Annotated in this window: 14 protein-coding genes; 5 read left to right on the top strand and 9 right to left on the bottom strand. The window is 63.0% G+C overall.

The genetic code is table 11. The features are described 5' to 3' along the window. Positions 1-99: 99 nt before the first annotated feature. Both mnmA and HWY05_RS25525 read right to left on the bottom strand, forming a co-directional pair. Positions 100-1,245 carry a tRNA 2-thiouridine(34) synthase MnmA gene (gene mnmA / locus HWY05_RS25530; RefSeq protein ID WP_035553387.1) on the bottom strand — a complete coding sequence of 382 codons (1,146 nt, stop codon included), beginning with the start codon at positions 1,243-1,245 and terminating at the stop codon, positions 100-102. A gap of 59 nt (positions 1,246-1,304) precedes the next feature. Further along, on the bottom strand, positions 1,305-1,784 hold the full coding sequence (locus HWY05_RS25525; RefSeq protein WP_176060013.1) for an NUDIX hydrolase: 480 nt from the start codon (positions 1,782-1,784) through the stop codon (positions 1,305-1,307). Positions 1,785-2,075: 291 nt separating this feature from the next. Between HWY05_RS25525 and HWY05_RS25520 the strand changes: the two genes are divergently transcribed. From HWY05_RS25520 to HWY05_RS25510, 3 genes are all read left to right on the top strand, one after another. Next, on the top strand, positions 2,076-3,218 hold the full coding sequence (locus tag HWY05_RS25520; protein WP_035553381.1) for a Re/Si-specific NAD(P)(+) transhydrogenase subunit alpha: 1,143 nt from the start codon (positions 2,076-2,078) through the stop codon (positions 3,216-3,218). 66 nt (positions 3,219-3,284) lie between these two features. Further along, on the top strand, positions 3,285-3,617 hold the full coding sequence (locus tag HWY05_RS25515) for an NAD(P) transhydrogenase subunit alpha (RefSeq protein ID WP_035553378.1): 333 nt from the start codon (positions 3,285-3,287) through the stop codon (positions 3,615-3,617). After that, complete coding sequence (locus HWY05_RS25510) at positions 3,617-5,071, top strand: NAD(P)(+) transhydrogenase (Re/Si-specific) subunit beta (RefSeq protein WP_035553376.1); 1,455 nt, start codon at positions 3,617-3,619, stop codon at positions 5,069-5,071. Before HWY05_RS25515 ends, HWY05_RS25510 begins: the two co-directional genes overlap by 1 nt. 62 nt (positions 5,072-5,133) lie before the next feature. Here the strand turns inward: HWY05_RS25510 and HWY05_RS25505 are convergent, their stop codons facing one another. From HWY05_RS25505 to HWY05_RS25490, 4 genes are all read right to left on the bottom strand, one after another. Continuing rightward, positions 5,134-5,874 (bottom strand): YafY family protein, encoded by a 741-nt coding sequence (locus HWY05_RS25505; RefSeq protein WP_176060012.1) that lies wholly within the window; start codon positions 5,872-5,874, stop codon positions 5,134-5,136. Positions 5,875-5,943: 69 nt separating this feature from the next. Continuing rightward, on the bottom strand, positions 5,944-6,327 hold the full coding sequence (locus tag HWY05_RS25500) for a VOC family protein (protein WP_176060011.1): 384 nt from the start codon (positions 6,325-6,327) through the stop codon (positions 5,944-5,946). A 215-nt stretch (positions 6,328-6,542) separates the two neighbouring features. Next, entirely contained in the window at positions 6,543-7,838 is a 1,296-nt protein-coding gene (locus tag HWY05_RS25495) for a class I SAM-dependent RNA methyltransferase (protein ID WP_035553368.1), read from the bottom strand. Positions 7,839-8,033: 195 nt separating this feature from the next. Beyond that, positions 8,034-10,181: a site-specific recombinase gene (locus HWY05_RS25490; RefSeq protein WP_176060010.1), complete on the bottom strand. Its 2,148-nt coding sequence runs from the start codon at positions 10,179-10,181 to the stop codon at positions 8,034-8,036. Positions 10,182-11,519: 1,338 nt separating this feature from the next. On the opposite strand from HWY05_RS25490, the gene HWY05_RS25485 reads away from it, so the two are divergent. Both HWY05_RS25485 and HWY05_RS25480 read left to right on the top strand, forming a co-directional pair. Then, positions 11,520-11,969, top strand: a complete 450-nt coding sequence (locus tag HWY05_RS25485) for a hypothetical protein (RefSeq protein WP_035553362.1) — start codon at positions 11,520-11,522, stop codon at positions 11,967-11,969. 310 nt (positions 11,970-12,279) lie between these two features. Then, positions 12,280-12,510: a hypothetical protein gene (locus HWY05_RS25480; protein ID WP_035553360.1), complete on the top strand. Its 231-nt coding sequence runs from the start codon at positions 12,280-12,282 to the stop codon at positions 12,508-12,510. A 518-nt stretch (positions 12,511-13,028) separates the two neighbouring features. On the opposite strand, the gene HWY05_RS25475 is transcribed toward HWY05_RS25480, so the two are convergent. The 3 genes from HWY05_RS25475 to HWY05_RS25465 are packed head-to-tail and all read right to left on the bottom strand — an operon-like array spanning position 13,029 to position 16,106. Beyond that, positions 13,029-13,805, bottom strand: a complete 777-nt coding sequence (locus HWY05_RS25475; protein WP_176060009.1) for a PqiC family protein — start codon at positions 13,803-13,805, stop codon at positions 13,029-13,031. Continuing rightward, positions 13,802-15,463, bottom strand: coding sequence for an MlaD family protein (locus tag HWY05_RS25470; RefSeq protein ID WP_035553355.1), 1,662 nt, complete (start codon positions 15,461-15,463; stop codon positions 13,802-13,804). Before HWY05_RS25470 ends, HWY05_RS25475 begins: the two co-directional genes overlap by 4 nt. Next, on the bottom strand, positions 15,456-16,106 hold the full coding sequence (locus HWY05_RS25465) for a paraquat-inducible protein A (RefSeq protein WP_176060008.1): 651 nt from the start codon (positions 16,104-16,106) through the stop codon (positions 15,456-15,458). The genes HWY05_RS25470 and HWY05_RS25465 overlap by 8 nt, the downstream gene beginning before the upstream one ends. Positions 16,107-16,111 lie beyond the last annotated feature (5 nt).

The raw sequence follows: 16,111 nt of genomic DNA, 5'->3' as shown, positions 1-16,111 counted from the left end.
GGGATCGCCGACGCTGTCGGCGCAGGCGGAACCGCCGCGAAAGGGAACGAACGACTGCTTGTTATGGTGAAGCTAGCTGCGGCTGTTTGAGCGCATCGCTCAGCGGGCACTCAGCAGCGCCGCTTTCTGCGGCTGACGTGCCACCGGCTGCCCGGTCACCGCATGTTCGATGATGCCGCCGCCGAGGCAAACGTCGCCATCGTAAAGCACTGCGGATTGCCCCGGTGTGACAGCCCACTGCGCGTCCGCGAAATTCAGCTCGAACAGGCCGGTCCCGACATTTGCGTTGCCGAACGTGCAGGCCGCGTCCGCTTGCCGGTAACGGGTCTTCGCGCCGCACGCGAAGCCGTCCGCCGGCGGCTCGCCCGCGACCCAGCTCGTATTGCCCGCGCTGAGCGTATGGCTCAGCAGCCACGAGTGATCGTGCCCTTGCGCGACGTACAGCGTGTTCGACGGAATGTCCTTGCCGGCCACGAACCAGGGTTCGCCGCTGCCTTCCTTGCTGCCGCCGAGACCAATGCCCTTGCGTTGCCCGAACGTGTAGAACGCGAGGCCGATGTGTTCGCCGACCACTTTGCCGTCCGTCGTTTTCATCGGACCGGGTTGGGTGGGCAGATAGCGGTTCAGGAAGTCGCGGAACGGCCGTTCGCCGATGAAGCAGATGCCGGTCGAGTCTTTCTTCTTCGCATTCGGCAGCGCGATCTGTTCGGCGATTTCGCGGACCTTGGTCTTCGGAATCTCGCCCAAAGGAAACAGCGTCTTCGACAATTGCGCCTGATTCAGCCGATGCAGAAAGTACGACTGGTCTTTCGTATGGTCGAACGCTTTCAGCAGTTCGAAGCGGCCGTCGTTCTCGCGCACGCGGGCATAGTGGCCGGTCGCGATGGTTTCCGCGCCAAGCGACATGGCGTGATCGAGGAAGGCCTTGAATTTGATTTCGGCATTGCACAGCACGTCCGGATTCGGCGTGCGGCCGGCCGAGTATTCGCGCAGAAATTCGGCGAACACGCGGTCTTTGTATTCGGCGGCGAAGTTGACCGCTTCGACGTCGATGCCGATCAGATCCGCCACCGACACCACGTCGATCCAGTCCTGACGCGTCGAGCAGTATTCGCTGTCGTCGTCGTCTTCCCAGTTTTTCATGAACAGGCCGACCACGTCGTAGCCCTGTTCTTTCAGCAGCCACGCGGTAACCGACGAATCGACGCCGCCCGACATGCCTACTACGACTTTCTGCTTGCTCATAAGATGCTCACTGGGTGCTGCGGGACTTCATGGGATGGTGGGTCGGCCGCTCGTGACGGCTACCGTTTTTGCCCGACCGAATGCGTGTACACGAAATCGAGCGGAAAACGCCGGCCCGCGAGGTAATCGTCGACGCACTGCATGACCAGCGGCGTGCGATGCCGCTCGGGACACGCGCGCAATTCGTCGGCGCTCATCCACAGCGTGCGGACAATGTCGGGGTCGAGCGCGCGCGCCGGGTCCGGTTCGCCGCTCGTGCCGCAGTAGGTGAAGCGCAGATAGGTCACGCCTTCGCTACCGGGCCGCTCGAAATGCGTCATGTACATGCCAACCAGCGCCTCGGGCGCGAACGGGTGGGCGGTTTCTTCGAGCGTTTCGCGGATCACCGCGTCCAGCAGCGTTTCTCCCGCCTCCAGATGGCCGGCGGGCTGGTTCAGGCGCAGGCCGTCGACGGTATGTTCCTCGACCAGCAGGAACCGCCCGTCACGCTCGACAATGGCCGCAACGGTGACGTGCGGCAGCCAGGATTCCGGATTCATGGGTGCGCATTTTACCGTTTATGGGCCTGGGCTGCCGGGAAGCGGGTGGGGAGTGGCTGGGTCGCCGACCGGCGTCCAGTCGTGGCAATGGGTCGCGCCGGCAAGACGGCGGCCCTGCCCGCGCGTCGCGGCACGATGCGGCCCGCATCCGTACAGGCCCCCGCATTGTCCCCGATTTCGACGCGGCTTCGGTTTCGGTTAAAGTGGGGCGTTAGCCGTTGCACTTGCAAGCCGGCGTGCCTCGTCGGCCGAACTGTCGTCAGTCAAACAGGAAGTCGAGGAGGAACAAAGATGCACATCGGAGTGCCAGCCGAGACGCGCGCGCACGAAACCCGCGTCGCCGCGACGCCCGAAACGGTCAAGAAGTATGTGACCCAGGGCCACCGGGTCACGATCCAGAGCGGCGCCGGTACCGGCGCAAGCTTTCCTGACGAAGCCTTTACGGCCGCCGGCGCTGAAATCGTCGACGCCGCTACGGCATTCGCCGCCGACCTCGTTCTCAAAGTCCAGTCTCCCACCGACGCCGAACTGCCGCTGCTCAAGCGCGGCGCGACGCTGGTCGGCATGCTCGATCCGTTTAACGCCGAAAACTCGGCCAAACTGGCTGCGGCCGGCGTGACCGCGTTCGCTCTGGAAGCCGCGCCGCGCACCACGCGCGCGCAGAGCCTCGACGTGCTGTCGTCGCAGGCGAACATCGCCGGGTATAAGGCGGTGTTGCTGGCGGCGACGCTTTATCCGCGCTTCATGCCGATGCTGATGACGGCCGCCGGCACCGTGAAAGCGGCGCGCGTGCTGATTCTCGGCGCGGGCGTCGCCGGTTTGCAGGCGATCGCGACCGCCAAGCGCCTGGGTGCGGTGATCGAAGCGTCGGACGTGCGGCCGGCCGTGAAGGAGCAGATCGAATCGCTCGGCGCCAAGTTTCTCGACGTGCCTTATGAAACCGACGAAGAGCGCGAAGCCGCGCAAGGCGTCGGCGGCTATGCGCGGCCGATGCCACCGTCGTGGCTCGCGCGGCAGTCAGCTTTAGTTCATGAGCGCGCGAAGCAGGCCGACGTGGTGATCTCCACCGCGCTGATTCCGGGCCGCGCCGCGCCGACGCTGATCTCGGTCGACACCGTGCAGGCGATGAAACCCGGCTCCGTGCTGGTCGACCTTGCCGCCGGACGCGGCGCCGAGTACGAAGGCCAGCGTGGCGGCAACTGCCCGCTGACCGTCGCGGATCAGGTGGTCGTCAAACATGGCGTGCAGATCGTCGGCTATACGAATCTGGCGTCGATGGTGCCTGCCGATGCGTCGTCTCTTTACGCGCGCAACCTGCTCGACTTCCTGAAGCTGATCGTCACGAAGGAAGGCACGTTGAATATCGATCTCGCGGACGACATCGTCGCGGCCACGCTGCTGGCCCGCGACGGCGAAGTTACGCGCAAGACCTAGCAACGAGTTGCATGGGACCGAAGTAAGCGCTAAAGCGCTAACTCCGGTCGACATAGGAGAACACCGATGGAAGTCATCAACCACACCGTCATCAACCTGATCATCTTCGTGCTGGCGATCTACGTCGGCTACCACGTCGTCTGGAACGTCACGCCCGCGCTGCACACGCCGCTGATGGCCGTGACCAATGCGATCTCGGCGATCGTGATCGTCGGCGCGATGCTCGCCGCTGGCTTGACGGTCGGCGATACGGGCAAGTTCTTCGGCACGCTCGCCGTCGGGCTCGCGGCGGTCAACGTGTTCGGCGGCTTTCTCGTCACGAGGCGAATGCTGGAGATGTTCCGCAAGAAAGAGCCGAAGAAGCTCGTTGCAGCCAAGACGGCCAAGGAGAACGCGTAATGAGTCTGAACGTCGTCACGCTGCTTTATCTGGTTGCGTCCGTTTGTTTCATTCAGGCGCTCAAGGGGCTGTCGAATCCGAAGACGGCGCGCATTGGTAATACCTTCGGCATGGTCGGGATGGCGATCGCGATCGTCACGACTCTCGCGCTGATCGTCAAGCAGGCGAATGCGCTTGGCTCGAATCTCGGGTTGGGGCTCGGTCTGCTGCTGGTCGCGTTGGTGATCGGCGGCGCGATCGGCGCGTTCGTCGCCGCGCGCGTCGAGATGACCAAGATGCCGGAACTGGTCGCGGCCATGCACTCGCTGATCGGTCTCGCCGCCGTGTGCATTGCGTATGCGGTGGTGTCGGAGCCGTCGGCGTTCGGTCTCGTCGATCCGGACAACATGACGCCGGGTTTCCTGCCGTATGGCAATCGCGTCGAGTTGTTTATCGGCACGTTCGTCGGCGCGATTACGTTCTCCGGTTCGGTGATCGCGTTCGGCAAGCTTTCGGGGAAATACAAGTTCCGGTTGTTTCAGGGCGCGCCGGTTGTGTATGGCGGCCAGCATCTGATCAACCTGATGCTCGCACTCGCGATGCTCGGCTTCGGCGTCATCTTCTTCCTCACGCAGTCGTGGTTGCCGTTCATCATCATGACGCTCATCGCGTTCGTGCTCGGCGTGCTGATCATCATCCCGATCGGCGGCGCGGATATGCCGGTGGTCGTGTCGATGCTGAACTCGTATTCGGGTTGGGCGGCGGCGGGCATCGGCTTCTCGCTGAACAATCCGATGCTGATTATCGCGGGCTCGCTGGTGGGGTCGTCGGGCGCGATTCTGTCGTACATCATGTGCCGCGCGATGAACCGCTCGTTCTTCAATGTGATTCTCGGCGGCTTCGGTAACGAAGCGGGCGCGGCGGCGGCGGGTGGGTCGGCGGAACAGCGTCCAGTGAAATCCGGTTCGGCCGATGATGCGTCGTTCATGCTCGGCAATGCGGAGACGGTCGTGATCGTGCCGGGTTATGGCCTCGCAGTGGCGCGCGCGCAGCATGCGTTGAAGGAGTTGACCGACAAGCTGGTCGAGAAGGGTATCGATGTGAAGTACGCGATTCACCCGGTGGCCGGACGGATGCCGGGGCACATGAATGTGCTGCTCGCGGAAGCCGAAGTGCCGTACGACATGGTGTTCGAAATGGACGACATCAACGGCGAGTTCGGTCAGGTCGATGTGGTGCTGGTGCTCGGCGCGAACGACGTGGTGAACCCGGCCGCGAAGACCGATCCGAAGTCGGTGATTGCGGGGATGCCGATTATCGAGGCGTATAAGGCGCGCACGGTCATCGTGAACAAACGGTCGATGGCGGCGGGGTACGCCGGGCTCGACAACGATTTGTTCTACATGGACAAGACGATGATGGTGTTCGGGGATGCGAAGAAGGTGATCGAGGATATGGTGAAGGCGGTGGAATAAACCGGCGTGGTGGATTCGCGGCCTGCCAGGCGAGGGGCTGCGAATTCGCCTTTAGTCCCTTTCTACCGCGGCTTCGCATTCACATGCCGCATCAAATCCGCCAACCTCTTCCCTTCCTGATCCGGATACTGTTCGAGCATCTGAAGGTTCTGCATCTTCTCCAGGCTGAAATTGCGAAAGTCGCTGCGCAACTCGCACCATGCGCCCAGCGTCCAGCGCGCGCCCCAATACGCGAGCGCAAGCGGCCACACGCGCCGCTCGCTCGCCGCGCCACTCGCATCGGTATAAGCAAACCCCACCACATGCCGCGTGTCGATCGCGCGATGCAGCGCGTCGAGCTGCGTCGAGAAATCCCCTTTGATATGGAACGACGGCGCGAACACTGCGAGCCGCTCGAGTGCCGCGCGTTTATCGGCCGGCATGGCAGAAGCGATCTTCGCCAGCGCGCCACGCGCGCCGCTCGCGAAGCCTGAGCCGCCCCACGATTCGAGCATGCGCGCGCCGGCGGCGAGCGCGGCGAGTTCGTCCGCGGTGAAGGTGAGCGGCGGCAGACTCGCCGCGCGGCTCAGACGGTAGCCGATGCCCGCTTCGCCTTCAATCGGCACACCCGACAGTTGCAGATCGCGCACGTCGCGATAGACCGTGCGTAGCGAAATATTGAGCCAGTCGGCGAGTTGTTGCGCGGTGGTCAGACGCCGTCCGCGCAGCAGTTCGGCGATCTGGAACAGGCGGTCGGCGCGGCGCGTCATCGTGGGTGTTTGGTAGAAGAGGACGGGAACGGTCCCGCGATGATAGCGCCGCATGCCGTGCCCCGGTCAGCGTTTTGGCGGCTCCCGCGCGCACGTCTGCGGGCGGAGGCGTTGCGTTGCGCTTTAAGCGTTGGTCCGCGAATGCAGACCGAGGCGGTTGCCTTCCGTATCGGTGAAGAACGCGATGTAGCCGATATCCTGCGGCAGCTTGATCACCGGACCGTCGGTCCTGCCGCCGGCCTGCTCGACGCGCGCTAGCACCGTGTCGACGTTCGGTTGTGCGTTCAGATAGAGGAGCACGCCGTCGTCGGTCGGTTTCATCGCCGGATTGTGGACGATCGCGCCGCCCGTGGCCGGCTCTTCGTAGCCGAAGATGGCGATCGGACGGCCGCCGACTTCCTGCACGTTCAGTTTGACGTCGAACGTGGTTTCGTAAAAGCGGACAGCGCGATCGAAATCGACGGACGGGATTTCGAACCAGGCAACAACCTTGGATGCGTTGGACATGTCACTCTCCTGTGGATGGCGGGTAAGCCGTGCAAAGCGCCGGATGGCGTGAGAAGGAGTGTGCGGGGGTGCTACTGACAGCGTGGTGTCAGTAGGGTGTGGCAGTAGGGTTTGGTGACAGCACCCACAAAATGTCGACGAAAAAAAACCGCGGAGCCGAGTCCGCGGTTTTTAACATCCCATTCGTTTTACAGCGAGCGGTTGAAACCGTTGCCTCACTCCGCCGGTGTATCGCTCTGCTGCGGCCGTTGCCGCACGCTGCCCGCGATCAGGTCGAAGCGGAACAACCGGCATTCGAGCGCGCCATTGAAGAGCGGCGTTTTGGTCGATTCGCGCAAACGCAACTGACCCGGCAACTTGCGATCCGACGTCAGGATGAACGCATGCCAGCCGGTGAAGCGCTGCTTCAGCGCGTCGCCGAGCAACTGGAAGAACTCGCTATCCGGCGCTTCTTCCTGAGCGCGATGGAAACTGTCGTCTTCGCGGGGCTCACGATTGGCGCGGCCTTCGCGGATCTCGCCGCGCGCATTGCGACCACGCACTTCGATCCGCTCGCCGTACGGCGGATTGGCGACCAGAATGCCCGCGTCCGACGACGGCGACGTCATGCCGCGCGCGTCGACCTGTTTGAGCGGGATGTTCGGCAAGCCGGCGCGCTCGAAGTTGGCGCGCGCCTTGTCGAGCATGTCGCCGGAAATATCGCTGCCGAAGATCTGCAGATCGGCGCGCGAGCTGCGCCCGGCGTGCTTTGCGTCGAGCGCGGCGGCCTTCAGCGGCTGCCAGGTCTTGGCTTCGAACTGCTTGAGTCTCTCGAAGCCGAAGCGGCGCTCCGCGCCCGGCGCGATGTTCAGCGCGACTTGCGCGGCTTCCGCGAGGAACGTGCCGCTGCCGCACATCGGGTCATACAGCGGCGTACCGGCGTTCCAGCCGGTCAGACGCAGGATGCCCGCCGCCAGGTTCTCACGCAGCGGTGCCGCGCCCTTGTCGAGGCGCCAGCCGCGTTTGAAGAGCGGGTCGCCGGAGGTGTCGAGGTAGAGCGTGCACTCGGTGGCCGTGAGGAACGCGAACACGCGTACGTCGGGCGTGGCGGTGTCGATGCTCGGCCGGTCGCCGCTGACTTCGCGCAGACGGTCGCAGATCGCGTCCTTGACGCGCAGCGTGGTGAATTCCAGGCTGCGCAGCGGCGATTTGATCGCGGTGACGTCCACGCGCAGCGTTTCTTTGGCTGAGAACCATTGTTCCCAACGCTGCTCGAGCGCCAGTGCGTAAATATCCTGCTCGCTGCGATACGGACGATGCGCGATCTTCAGCAGCACGCGGCTCGCGAGTCGCGAATGCAGGTTGGCGGCCATGCCGGCAGCCCAGCCTCCGCGGAAATGCACGCCGCCCGGCACTTGAGCGCCGGCCACGAACTGCGCGCCGTTGATGTGCCTGGCGGCGATCTCGGCGAGTTCGGCCGCGAGCGAAGCTTCAAGGCCGCGTGGGCAAGGGAGGAAGAAATCGAAGGACATTGAGGTTGCCGGAAGGCGTTAGATAAGGCGCTATTGTACGCGGTCGGGGTGGGCGGCCCGCGCGATTGCGTGGCGGGCCGGGCTGAGACGGCCTGCCGAACCGCCGCCGCCCGTACGCGGTCGGCTGAGCCGCCTCGTGCGATGGCATGGCGGCTCGACCTGAAACGGCCCACTGAGCCACCGCCGGCCGCGGATTTACTTACTGTCGGGCGCGGTTTTCGTGGGCCAGAACAGTTCCTGCGGACGCTGAAACACCCGCTGCCAGATCGCGCCACGCAGCGAGCGCACCGCGTTGCGCCGCAGATCGCGCGACCGGACGGCCATGTAGAACGCGAGCGCGAAGCTCACGGCCACGTTGAGGATGGCCATGCTGCCGACCCCCGCCACGGCCCACCAGAGTTCCGGCAGCTTCAACGCGTCCTTGCCGAGCACGCCGAGCGCGACACCGATCGAGCCGGCGCTGAGCGTCACGTGACGCACTTCGAAGGTGAAGGCGAACGCGGTGAGGATCGCCGGGACGAGCCCGAGCATCAGACCCAGCGTGATATTGCCGACAACGCCTGCCACATTCGAGCGGCAAGCCTGCGCGAGACGCGCCGCGCCCGCTGCGCCGAGCGTCAGGCGCAGACGCCGGTTGTAGGCGAGCGCATCGCCGACGCGATGCAGGACGAACCAGTTGTCCGCCCAACCGGCGATCAGGCTGGACGACCACAGCAGCACGCCGGTCAACGCGGCGTAGAAGGGCGTGGGTCCGATCAGCGAGAAGGAATGCAGCGTGGCGTGGGCCTTCTCCGGCGAGATGATGTTGGCGTTGAAGAGCGTGTGCCAGAGCAACTGCACGCCGAAGCAGACTGGGAACACGAGCAGCACGTTGCCGAGGACGGCGGCGGCCTGCGTGCGCATCAGCGCCATCACCGAACTCACGAAGCTGTCGACGCCGGCCGGCGTGCCGGTGCCGTCGAGTTCGCGGGCGAGGGTCGGCGCGGTCATGGCCGGTTGTTTGGTGGCGAGCGAGAAGTGCAGGAAGTGCATCAGCAGGAAGCTGGCGGCGTAGTTGATACCGGCCAGCAGGCCTTCGAGCATGGCTTGCAGATGCACGCCGGTGATGGCGAATTTCACGCAGACCGTGACGACGGTGACGAGTCCGCCGCCGGCGGCCATGCGCAGCATCTTCAGATACTCGGCGCGATCGCGGGCGATGTAGTGTTCGCCGGTGTCGGCGCTGTATTCGACGACTTTGCGCGCGAGCAGCGAGAAATTGCTGCGCACCAGATGCGCGACGCTTTGGCTCGCGTGATTCGCGTTGACGAGTTCGGCGGTGAGGCGTGCGCCGGCGTGCGGGTCGTCTTGCGCCATCCATGCGTTGAGCAGATGCTCGGCGCGCACGATGCGCATGCGCATCCGCTCGACCTGGAACACGATGTCGACGCTGACGCCGTTTCGGTAGAGATGGGCGAAGACTTTGTCGGTGGCGCTGCGGCATTCGTCGAGCAGCAGGCGCAGGTAGTTGACTTCGTGCAGAAGCTTGTCTTGCGGTTCGCCTGCGGCGACAGATTGATGCGCGGCTTCGACGGCGAGCATCGCGCGGGTGAGGCGGTAGAACGGTTGCTTTTCCATCGCGATGCGGACGTCGCTGGTTTCGCGGGTGTCAACTTCGCCGATGCGGCTGCGGACGATTTGCGATAGGCCGGTTGAGCTGATCTGGCAGGTCAGGTTGTGCAGGGCGGCTAGCAGGTCGAGGGAGAACGGGGTGGTGTTCTGTGTTTCGGTTTCGTCGGGTTCGTAGTCGAACAGCGCTCGGATGCGGACCAATAGGTCGGTGGGGAGCGTGGCGATCCAGTCGGCATCGTGTTCTGAACTGAACATCAGCGTGACGATCGCGGTCAGGTCGCGGCGGTTTGGCGCCGGTGGGATCAGCGAGGCTTCGAGGCGCTCGAAGAGGGCGCCGAAGAAGCCTGAGTGCACGGGCATGCCGGCGTCGCAGAGTAAGGAGAGGCCGTCGCTTTCGCGTAATAGCGCTCGCAGGATGCCCGCGACATTTGCCTTCCAGGTGGGGTTGCGGTCCAGGACGTGCAGTAAGTAGCGGATTCTTGTGTGGGCTGGGTTGGAGCGGGGTGTTGCTGGCGTTGCTGCTTGTTCTGTTGCTTGTTCTGTTGTCGCTTCGTTGTTGCTCTGCTGCACTTCGCGGCCGCGGCGGATCCAGTGGGCGAGTTCGATCAACCATTCGCTGCGGTCCGCGTACGGGGCGGATTTGTTCGCTATCGCAAGGAGTGCGTCTAGCTGGTGGCCGCCGTCGCGGGAGGCTCGCCATTTTTTTAGTAAGCGGGTTAGCGTGGTGAGCATGTTTTTTTTGCTGTCCTACTCGGTGGGGCCTGCGGGGCGGTGCGCTGCCGCGGCTGTTTGCTGTTTGCTGTTTGCTGTCTTCTGTTTGCTGGTAGGTGGGAGGATATTGCATGTTCGGCCGGCTATGGTTAGCGTTTTGCAGAATTTTGCGGTTGGGGGCACTAGGCTCCTCGATGGTTCGCTTGCTGCGTTGGCCTTTCCTTGCTTTCTTAGTGGTCTATTAGCGTTGCCCCTGTGCGGGGCGGCACTCACTTTTCTTTGCCTGCCGCAAAGCAAAGTAAGCAAAAGAAAGCGGCTCACACCGTTAGCTCATAAGCGGGTCCCCCGCGCAGTCACGGTAGTGGTGCATCTGGAATCTGTGTTCTCGCACATTCCGCGCTCGTGACACAGCAGTCATTCTTCCGGCGACGCTGCGCGCGCCGTCGCGGTCGTTCACGCACGGCCCCTGCTAAGCGGGGCCCTCGCACAGTTGCGGTAGTGGCTCATCTGGAAGCTGTGCTCTCGCACACTCCACGTAAGTGACACAGCAGTCATTCTTCCGGCGGCGCTGCGCGCGCCGTGGCGGTTGTTCATGCACTGCCCCTGCTAATCGGATTCCTCGCGCAGCGGCGGTAGTGGTGCATCTGGAATCTGTGTTCTCGCGCATTCCACGCTCGTGGCTCAGCAGTCATTCTTCCGGCGACGCTGCGCGCGCCGTCGCGGTCGTTCACGCACGGCCCCTGCTAAGCGGGTCCCTCGCGCAGCGACGGTAGTGCCGCATCTGGAATCCGTGCTCTTGCACACTCCACGTTCGTGACTCAGCAGTCATTCCCCCGCCTCGCGCTGCGCGCTCGCCGGAACGGCCTGCGCGAATCGTCACCTCGTTCTTCTCGCCGCCGTGCGCACCGTGACAAGCCTTCAATTACGCGCATCGATGCGTGAGCGGTGCCGTTCGGTCCGCATCATGTGCTCGTCGTGAGTGACGCAAATCCGATCAGCATCACTGATTGCTTGGAACTCTGACAAGCGCATTCGGAAATTTCGGAAATGAGGGCGGCGTGCACTTTTTAGCCCGCGCAGGTGATCACTCGTCAGGTGGTACGTCTTAGACTTGCTTTGTCGTGCGCGTCACGACAAACGGGTTTAGCAGCCTGTTAGCGTTTCCCCCCGCACGCTTGCACATGCGCAGGTCTGCGGCTGGCACTGCACGTCTTTCCATGGGCGGGCCTTGTCGGGGGAGCCTCAGGGCTCGCCGGTTCTTGGTGGAACGCACCGGTCTGCTAAACCCGTCAATGTGCCCGCTCACCCAGATTTTCACGCGAGTGTCGGGCGATCCAGGTCAGCAATTGGAGATCGCACATGAGTAGATCCGTCAAGAATTCTCGAACCGTTTCGCGCGCGCCTGTTGACGCCATGCAGTATGAAAAACTTGCGCTGTCTGCCAGCAGATTGGTTGATCGGCAGATCACCCAGTTGAACAACCTGATAACGCTGGCGACCTCGATATACAAGAGTCCGGCCGTAACGGTCGACGAAAGATATCGTCAGCGAACATTGCTGGGATTATTGATCGACACGGGAGAGGAATACCGGCGAGAGATCGAGGCTGACCAGGAGTTGTACAGCGTCATCGCGCTTGATGCGAAGGGAACACCTCAAACCTGCCTCACGGCGCGTCACGCGAGGAAGCTGCTGGCCAGGTCCGCAGGTGAGGCATCCAGCAATGACGAAAGCACTCGTGCAACCAGGGCGACGCCGAACAACCGCGTTTGCTTCAAGGTTTCACGTCGCACGACGCTGACGCACTGACGGGAATGCCGCTGAGCGTGGGCGCTGCAAGAGAAGCAGAGGCGAGAGACGCGACTGCCCGCGTCTTTCTCGTCGACTCCCGTCTTTCAGATGTCGAACAGTCGAGGGCTTCTGAAATTCTACGTGCTGGCCGCGCCTTCTGGCGGCACAAACTGAGCTGCCCGATTGTTTGTCTTGATGCCGTCTATTGCTATCGCGCGGTTCTTTTCCGCTGGATATGAGGCGTATTGAGTGGCTAGTTTGGACAGCGCCTGTACGTGGTGACGAGAGATCTGACGGAGTAGTGAAACGCTTTTCAGGAAAGCAGAAGATGAGTGAAAAACCGGTGTTAGCTGAGCGGCCGAGAATGTTTGAAGATGCGCCTCTGACGATTGCGGAGTTTTGTGAGCGCTATAGGATCAGCAAAGACATTTACTATCGTTTGCGCGCGAAGGGTGAGACACCGCGAGAAACGCGGCTGAGTCCGCGGCGTGCGGTGATCTTGATTGCGTCTCTGCGGGAGTGGGAGCGTCGCAAGCTTGAGGAAGATCGGAAATTGTGAGTCGGCAAAGCGCAGATCCGAGCCCGGAGCCCAAGCGTACCAACGCATGTGTCGAACGAAAAAACGCACCGCGATCAAGTAGTACTTGAATGACCGCGACGGCGCGCGCAGCGCCGTCGGAAGAATGACTGCTGTGTCACGAACGCGGAGTGCGCGAGAACACAGATTCCAGATGCGCCACTATCGCGACTGCGCGAGGGATCCGCTTAGCAGGGTCAGTGCGCGAACGACCGCGACGGCGCGCGAAGCGCCGCCGGAAGAATGACTGCTGTGTCACTAACGTGGAATGCGCGAGAACACAGATTCCAGATGCACCACTACCGTGACTGCGCGAGGGACCCGCTTATGAGCTAACGGTGTGAGCCGCTTTCTTTTGCTTACTTTGCTTTGCGGCAGGCAAAGAAAAGTGAGTGCCGCCCCGCACAGGGGCAACGCTAATAGACCACTAAGAAAGCAAGGAAAGGCCAACCCCGCAAGCGAGCAACCGAAAGCGCCGCGCAGGCAAAAAGGCCCAACCATCACCCTCCAGCAGCAACAGTCCCCGGCTCAGAAGGACAACCCGGCACAACAACAGCGCCGACAGCGTTCTTACCAGCCCCAGCCCCAGCCCCAGTCCCAGCCCCACGACTCTGCGAAGCAGCAGCCCCAGCCCCAGAAGCCGCAACCATACTCCGCACAGCAGCAGCCACCTGCAAAGAAACCTGCATCAAGGATTTCCGATGCCCATCAACCAGCGAGTCATAGCCCCCGCCAACGGGCTCACTAACAACACTCCGACAGGTCATCACCGCATTGCTCCGCACGGCCCGCACACTCCAGACGGCGTCGATCAACGCATGCGATCCAGGCCAGGACTCGAACCTCTGCACATTCAAGCTAACCCGATAAACCGCAGCCGAATCCGACCTGGCCGTCCCATACACATCAATCGTATTGAGCTGCTGCGTAAGGCTAGTCGACAAAGCCCGCCGAATCTCATCCCCCGGCAGTGAAGCCCACCGCTCATCCTCAAGCACCTTCACCTGAGTCGGCCCGGTCTGCACGACCATCTGATTCTTGGCGACCTGCGGCGGCACATCGACCGGCGCGACCTCGATCAACCAGGCCGGCGTAGCCGAAGAAGTCCGCGCGCTAACCGCCGCAACGTCCCCCGCCGACCCATCCACCCCCAGCGTATAAAACCGGCTAGACGGCGACGAACACGCCGCCACCACCATCACACCGGCCAAAGCGCCGACAAAAACCGCACCGCGCACAAGCCCGCGCGTCGAGCGGGGGAGCCGGTCAAACATCATGGTTTATCTCCTGTTTTACCGCGCAACAGCGACTCGGGATGACGCTCCAGATAATCCGACAGCGCATTCAGCGACTGCAACGTCCGCGTCAATTCCTGCAACGCCTGATGCACATCCGACTGCAACGGCGAATCCTGCTGCAACGTCGCCTCAGCCGTCCCAAACGTCTGCTTAGCCGCCGCCAACGTATCGCGCGCTTGCGGCACGACTTCCGTATCGAGTCGCGTGAACAACTGATCGGCGTTCTTCAGCGCGCTGTTCAGGTTGTTGCCGATCTGATCGAACGGCACCTTATCGAGCTTCTTCGCGATATCGGCCACCTGCAGTTGCAACTCGTCGAGCGTGTTCGGAATCGTCGGCAGTTCGAGTGGATCGCTTGCCACGTCGACGGTTGCCGGCGCCGCCTTCGGGAAGATATCCAGCGCCACATACAACTGGCTCGTAATCAGATTGCCGGTGCGCAACTGGCCGCGCAAACCATGCTTGACCAACTGTTGCAGCAGCGTCTGGCCGGCGAGCGTGCCCGGCGTCGGCGCGGTTTCGCGGAAGCGTTTGCCAAGGCGATCCGGGTACAGATTCATCGTCACCGGCATCGTGAAGCTACGCGTCTTCGGATCGTAGTCGATGTTGATGTTGGTCACCTGCCCCAGCACGATGCCGCGGAAATCGACCGGCGCGCCGACCGACAGCCCACGCAGCGACTGGTTGAAGTTCATCACCACCCGCAACGGCACGCCGTCCGGTTCACGCATCGCGTCCGCTTCGTCGGAACCGAGGCGGAACGTCATGTTGTTCGGCGCCTGCGCGCCCACGCCTTGGCCCGGCGGCGACTGGAACGACAAACCGCCGACGATCACCGTCGCCAGCGACTGCGTATTCAGCTTGAAGCCGCTGGAATCGAGCCGCAGATCGACGCCGCTCGCATGCCACCAGCGCGAGTTGGTGCCGACGTACTGGTCGAACGGCGCGGACACGAACACCTGCATCGTCACGCCGGTGCCGTCCTTATCCAGCGAGAAGCCGACCACCTGGCCGACCTGCACGCGTCGATAGAAAATCGGCGAGCCGATGTCGATCGAGCCGAGCGAGTCGCCGTGCAGGATGAACTGGTGACCCTTCTGGTCGCCGGTGATCGGCGGCGGCGTTTCAAGACCGACGAAGCTCTTCTCGGCATCCGGCGAATGGCCCGCATCCGCGCCGATATACGCGCCGGAAAGCAGCGTGGTCAGCCCCGACACCCCGCTCGCGCCGATTCGCGGCCGCACCACCCAGAAGCGCGAATCCTTGGCGGCGAAGTCTTCGCCTTCCTTGGTCAACTGCACCTGCACCAGCACGTGCGACAAATCCTTCGACAGCGTGATGGTCTTCACCGAGCCGACGTCGACGTCCTTGTACTTGACCTTGGTCTTGCCGGGCTCGAGGCCTTCGGCGCTGATGAAGCTGATCGTGATGGTCGGACCTTTCTCGGTCACCGACTTGATCACGAGCGCGATGCCGATCAGCGCGGCGATCAGCGGAATCACCCAGACGAGTGAAGGCAGCCAGCGGCTGCGCGGCTCGATGTCGGGGTCCGGGAGTTGGGGCGGCAGCTTCGGTCCGTTCGAATCGTTGCGCGGCGCATCATCGGAAGCGGGCGTCGGTCCTTGCGGGCTAGTCATGATCGGGGTCCTGAGGTTTTTTAGTACGGCTTTCCACGTTGTCCCAGATGAGCCGTGGATCGAATTGCATCGATGCCAGCATGGTCAGAATCACCACCGAACCGAAAGCGATTGCGCCCGGTCCGGCCGTAATGACGGCAAGCGATTTGAAGCGCACCAGCGCCACGGTCAGCGTGACGACGAACACGTCGAGCATCGACCAACGGCCGATCCGCTCGACCATCCGGTAGAGCACGGTGCGTTGCTCCGGCCGCCAGCGCGAACGGCGCTGCGCGGTGACGGTGAGCAGCACGAGCACGCTCAGCTTGAGCATCGGCACCATGATGCTGGCGATAAACACGATCACCGCGAGCGGCCAGTCGCCCGACGTCCAGAAGTACACGACGCCGCTCATGATGGTGTCGTCTTCGGAACCGAGCAGCGAAGCGGTGTGCATGACCGGCAGCAGGTTCGCGGGAATATACAGCAGCGCGGCGGCGATCAACAGCGCCCATGTGCGCATCAGGCTGTCCGGGTTGCGCGAATGCAGGCGCGCGCCGCAGCGTCCGCAATGCTGCGGCGTGACGGAACGGATGCGCGGCTCGACCCGGCCGCATGCATGGCAGCTCACCAGACCCGCGCGTTTCGCGGAGACGTATTTCATCGCGG

Origin of the sequence: Paraburkholderia sp. BCC1876, assembly GCF_902833695.1 — a bacterium.
GTDB lineage: Bacteria > Pseudomonadota > Gammaproteobacteria > Burkholderiales > Burkholderiaceae > Paraburkholderia.
The sequence above is the reverse complement of the archived record's forward strand: the minus strand, read 5'-3'. Positions and strand labels throughout refer to the sequence as shown.

Coding starts and splice junctions, on each gene's coding strand:
- mnmA (WP_035553387.1), bottom strand. CDS start 1,245: ATGAGCAAGCAGAAAGTCGTAGTAGGCATGTCGGGCGGCGTCGATTCG.
- HWY05_RS25500 (WP_176060011.1), bottom strand. CDS start 6,327: ATGTCCAACGCATCCAAGGTTGTTGCCTGGTTCGAAATCCCGTCCGTC.
- HWY05_RS25480 (WP_035553360.1), top strand. CDS start 12,280: ATGAGTGAAAAACCGGTGTTAGCTGAGCGGCCGAGAATGTTTGAAGAT.
- HWY05_RS25470 (WP_035553355.1), bottom strand. CDS start 15,463: ATGACTAGCCCGCAAGGACCGACGCCCGCTTCCGATGATGCGCCGCGC.
- HWY05_RS25510 (WP_035553376.1), top strand. CDS start 3,617: ATGAGTCTGAACGTCGTCACGCTGCTTTATCTGGTTGCGTCCGTTTGT.
- HWY05_RS25505 (WP_176060012.1), bottom strand. CDS start 5,874: ATGCGGCGCTATCATCGCGGGACCGTTCCCGTCCTCTTCTACCAAACA.
- HWY05_RS25475 (WP_176060009.1), bottom strand. CDS start 13,805: ATGATGTTTGACCGGCTCCCCCGCTCGACGCGCGGGCTTGTGCGCGGT.
- HWY05_RS25490 (WP_176060010.1), bottom strand. CDS start 10,181: ATGCTCACCACGCTAACCCGCTTACTAAAAAAATGGCGAGCCTCCCGC.
- HWY05_RS25515 (WP_035553378.1), top strand. CDS start 3,285: ATGGAAGTCATCAACCACACCGTCATCAACCTGATCATCTTCGTGCTG.
- HWY05_RS25485 (WP_035553362.1), top strand. CDS start 11,520: ATGAGTAGATCCGTCAAGAATTCTCGAACCGTTTCGCGCGCGCCTGTT.
- HWY05_RS25495 (WP_035553368.1), bottom strand. CDS start 7,838: ATGTCCTTCGATTTCTTCCTCCCTTGCCCACGCGGCCTTGAAGCTTCG.
- HWY05_RS25525 (WP_176060013.1), bottom strand. CDS start 1,784: ATGAATCCGGAATCCTGGCTGCCGCACGTCACCGTTGCGGCCATTGTC.
- HWY05_RS25520 (WP_035553381.1), top strand. CDS start 2,076: ATGCACATCGGAGTGCCAGCCGAGACGCGCGCGCACGAAACCCGCGTC.
- HWY05_RS25465 (WP_176060008.1), bottom strand. CDS start 16,106: ATGAAATACGTCTCCGCGAAACGCGCGGGTCTGGTGAGCTGCCATGCA.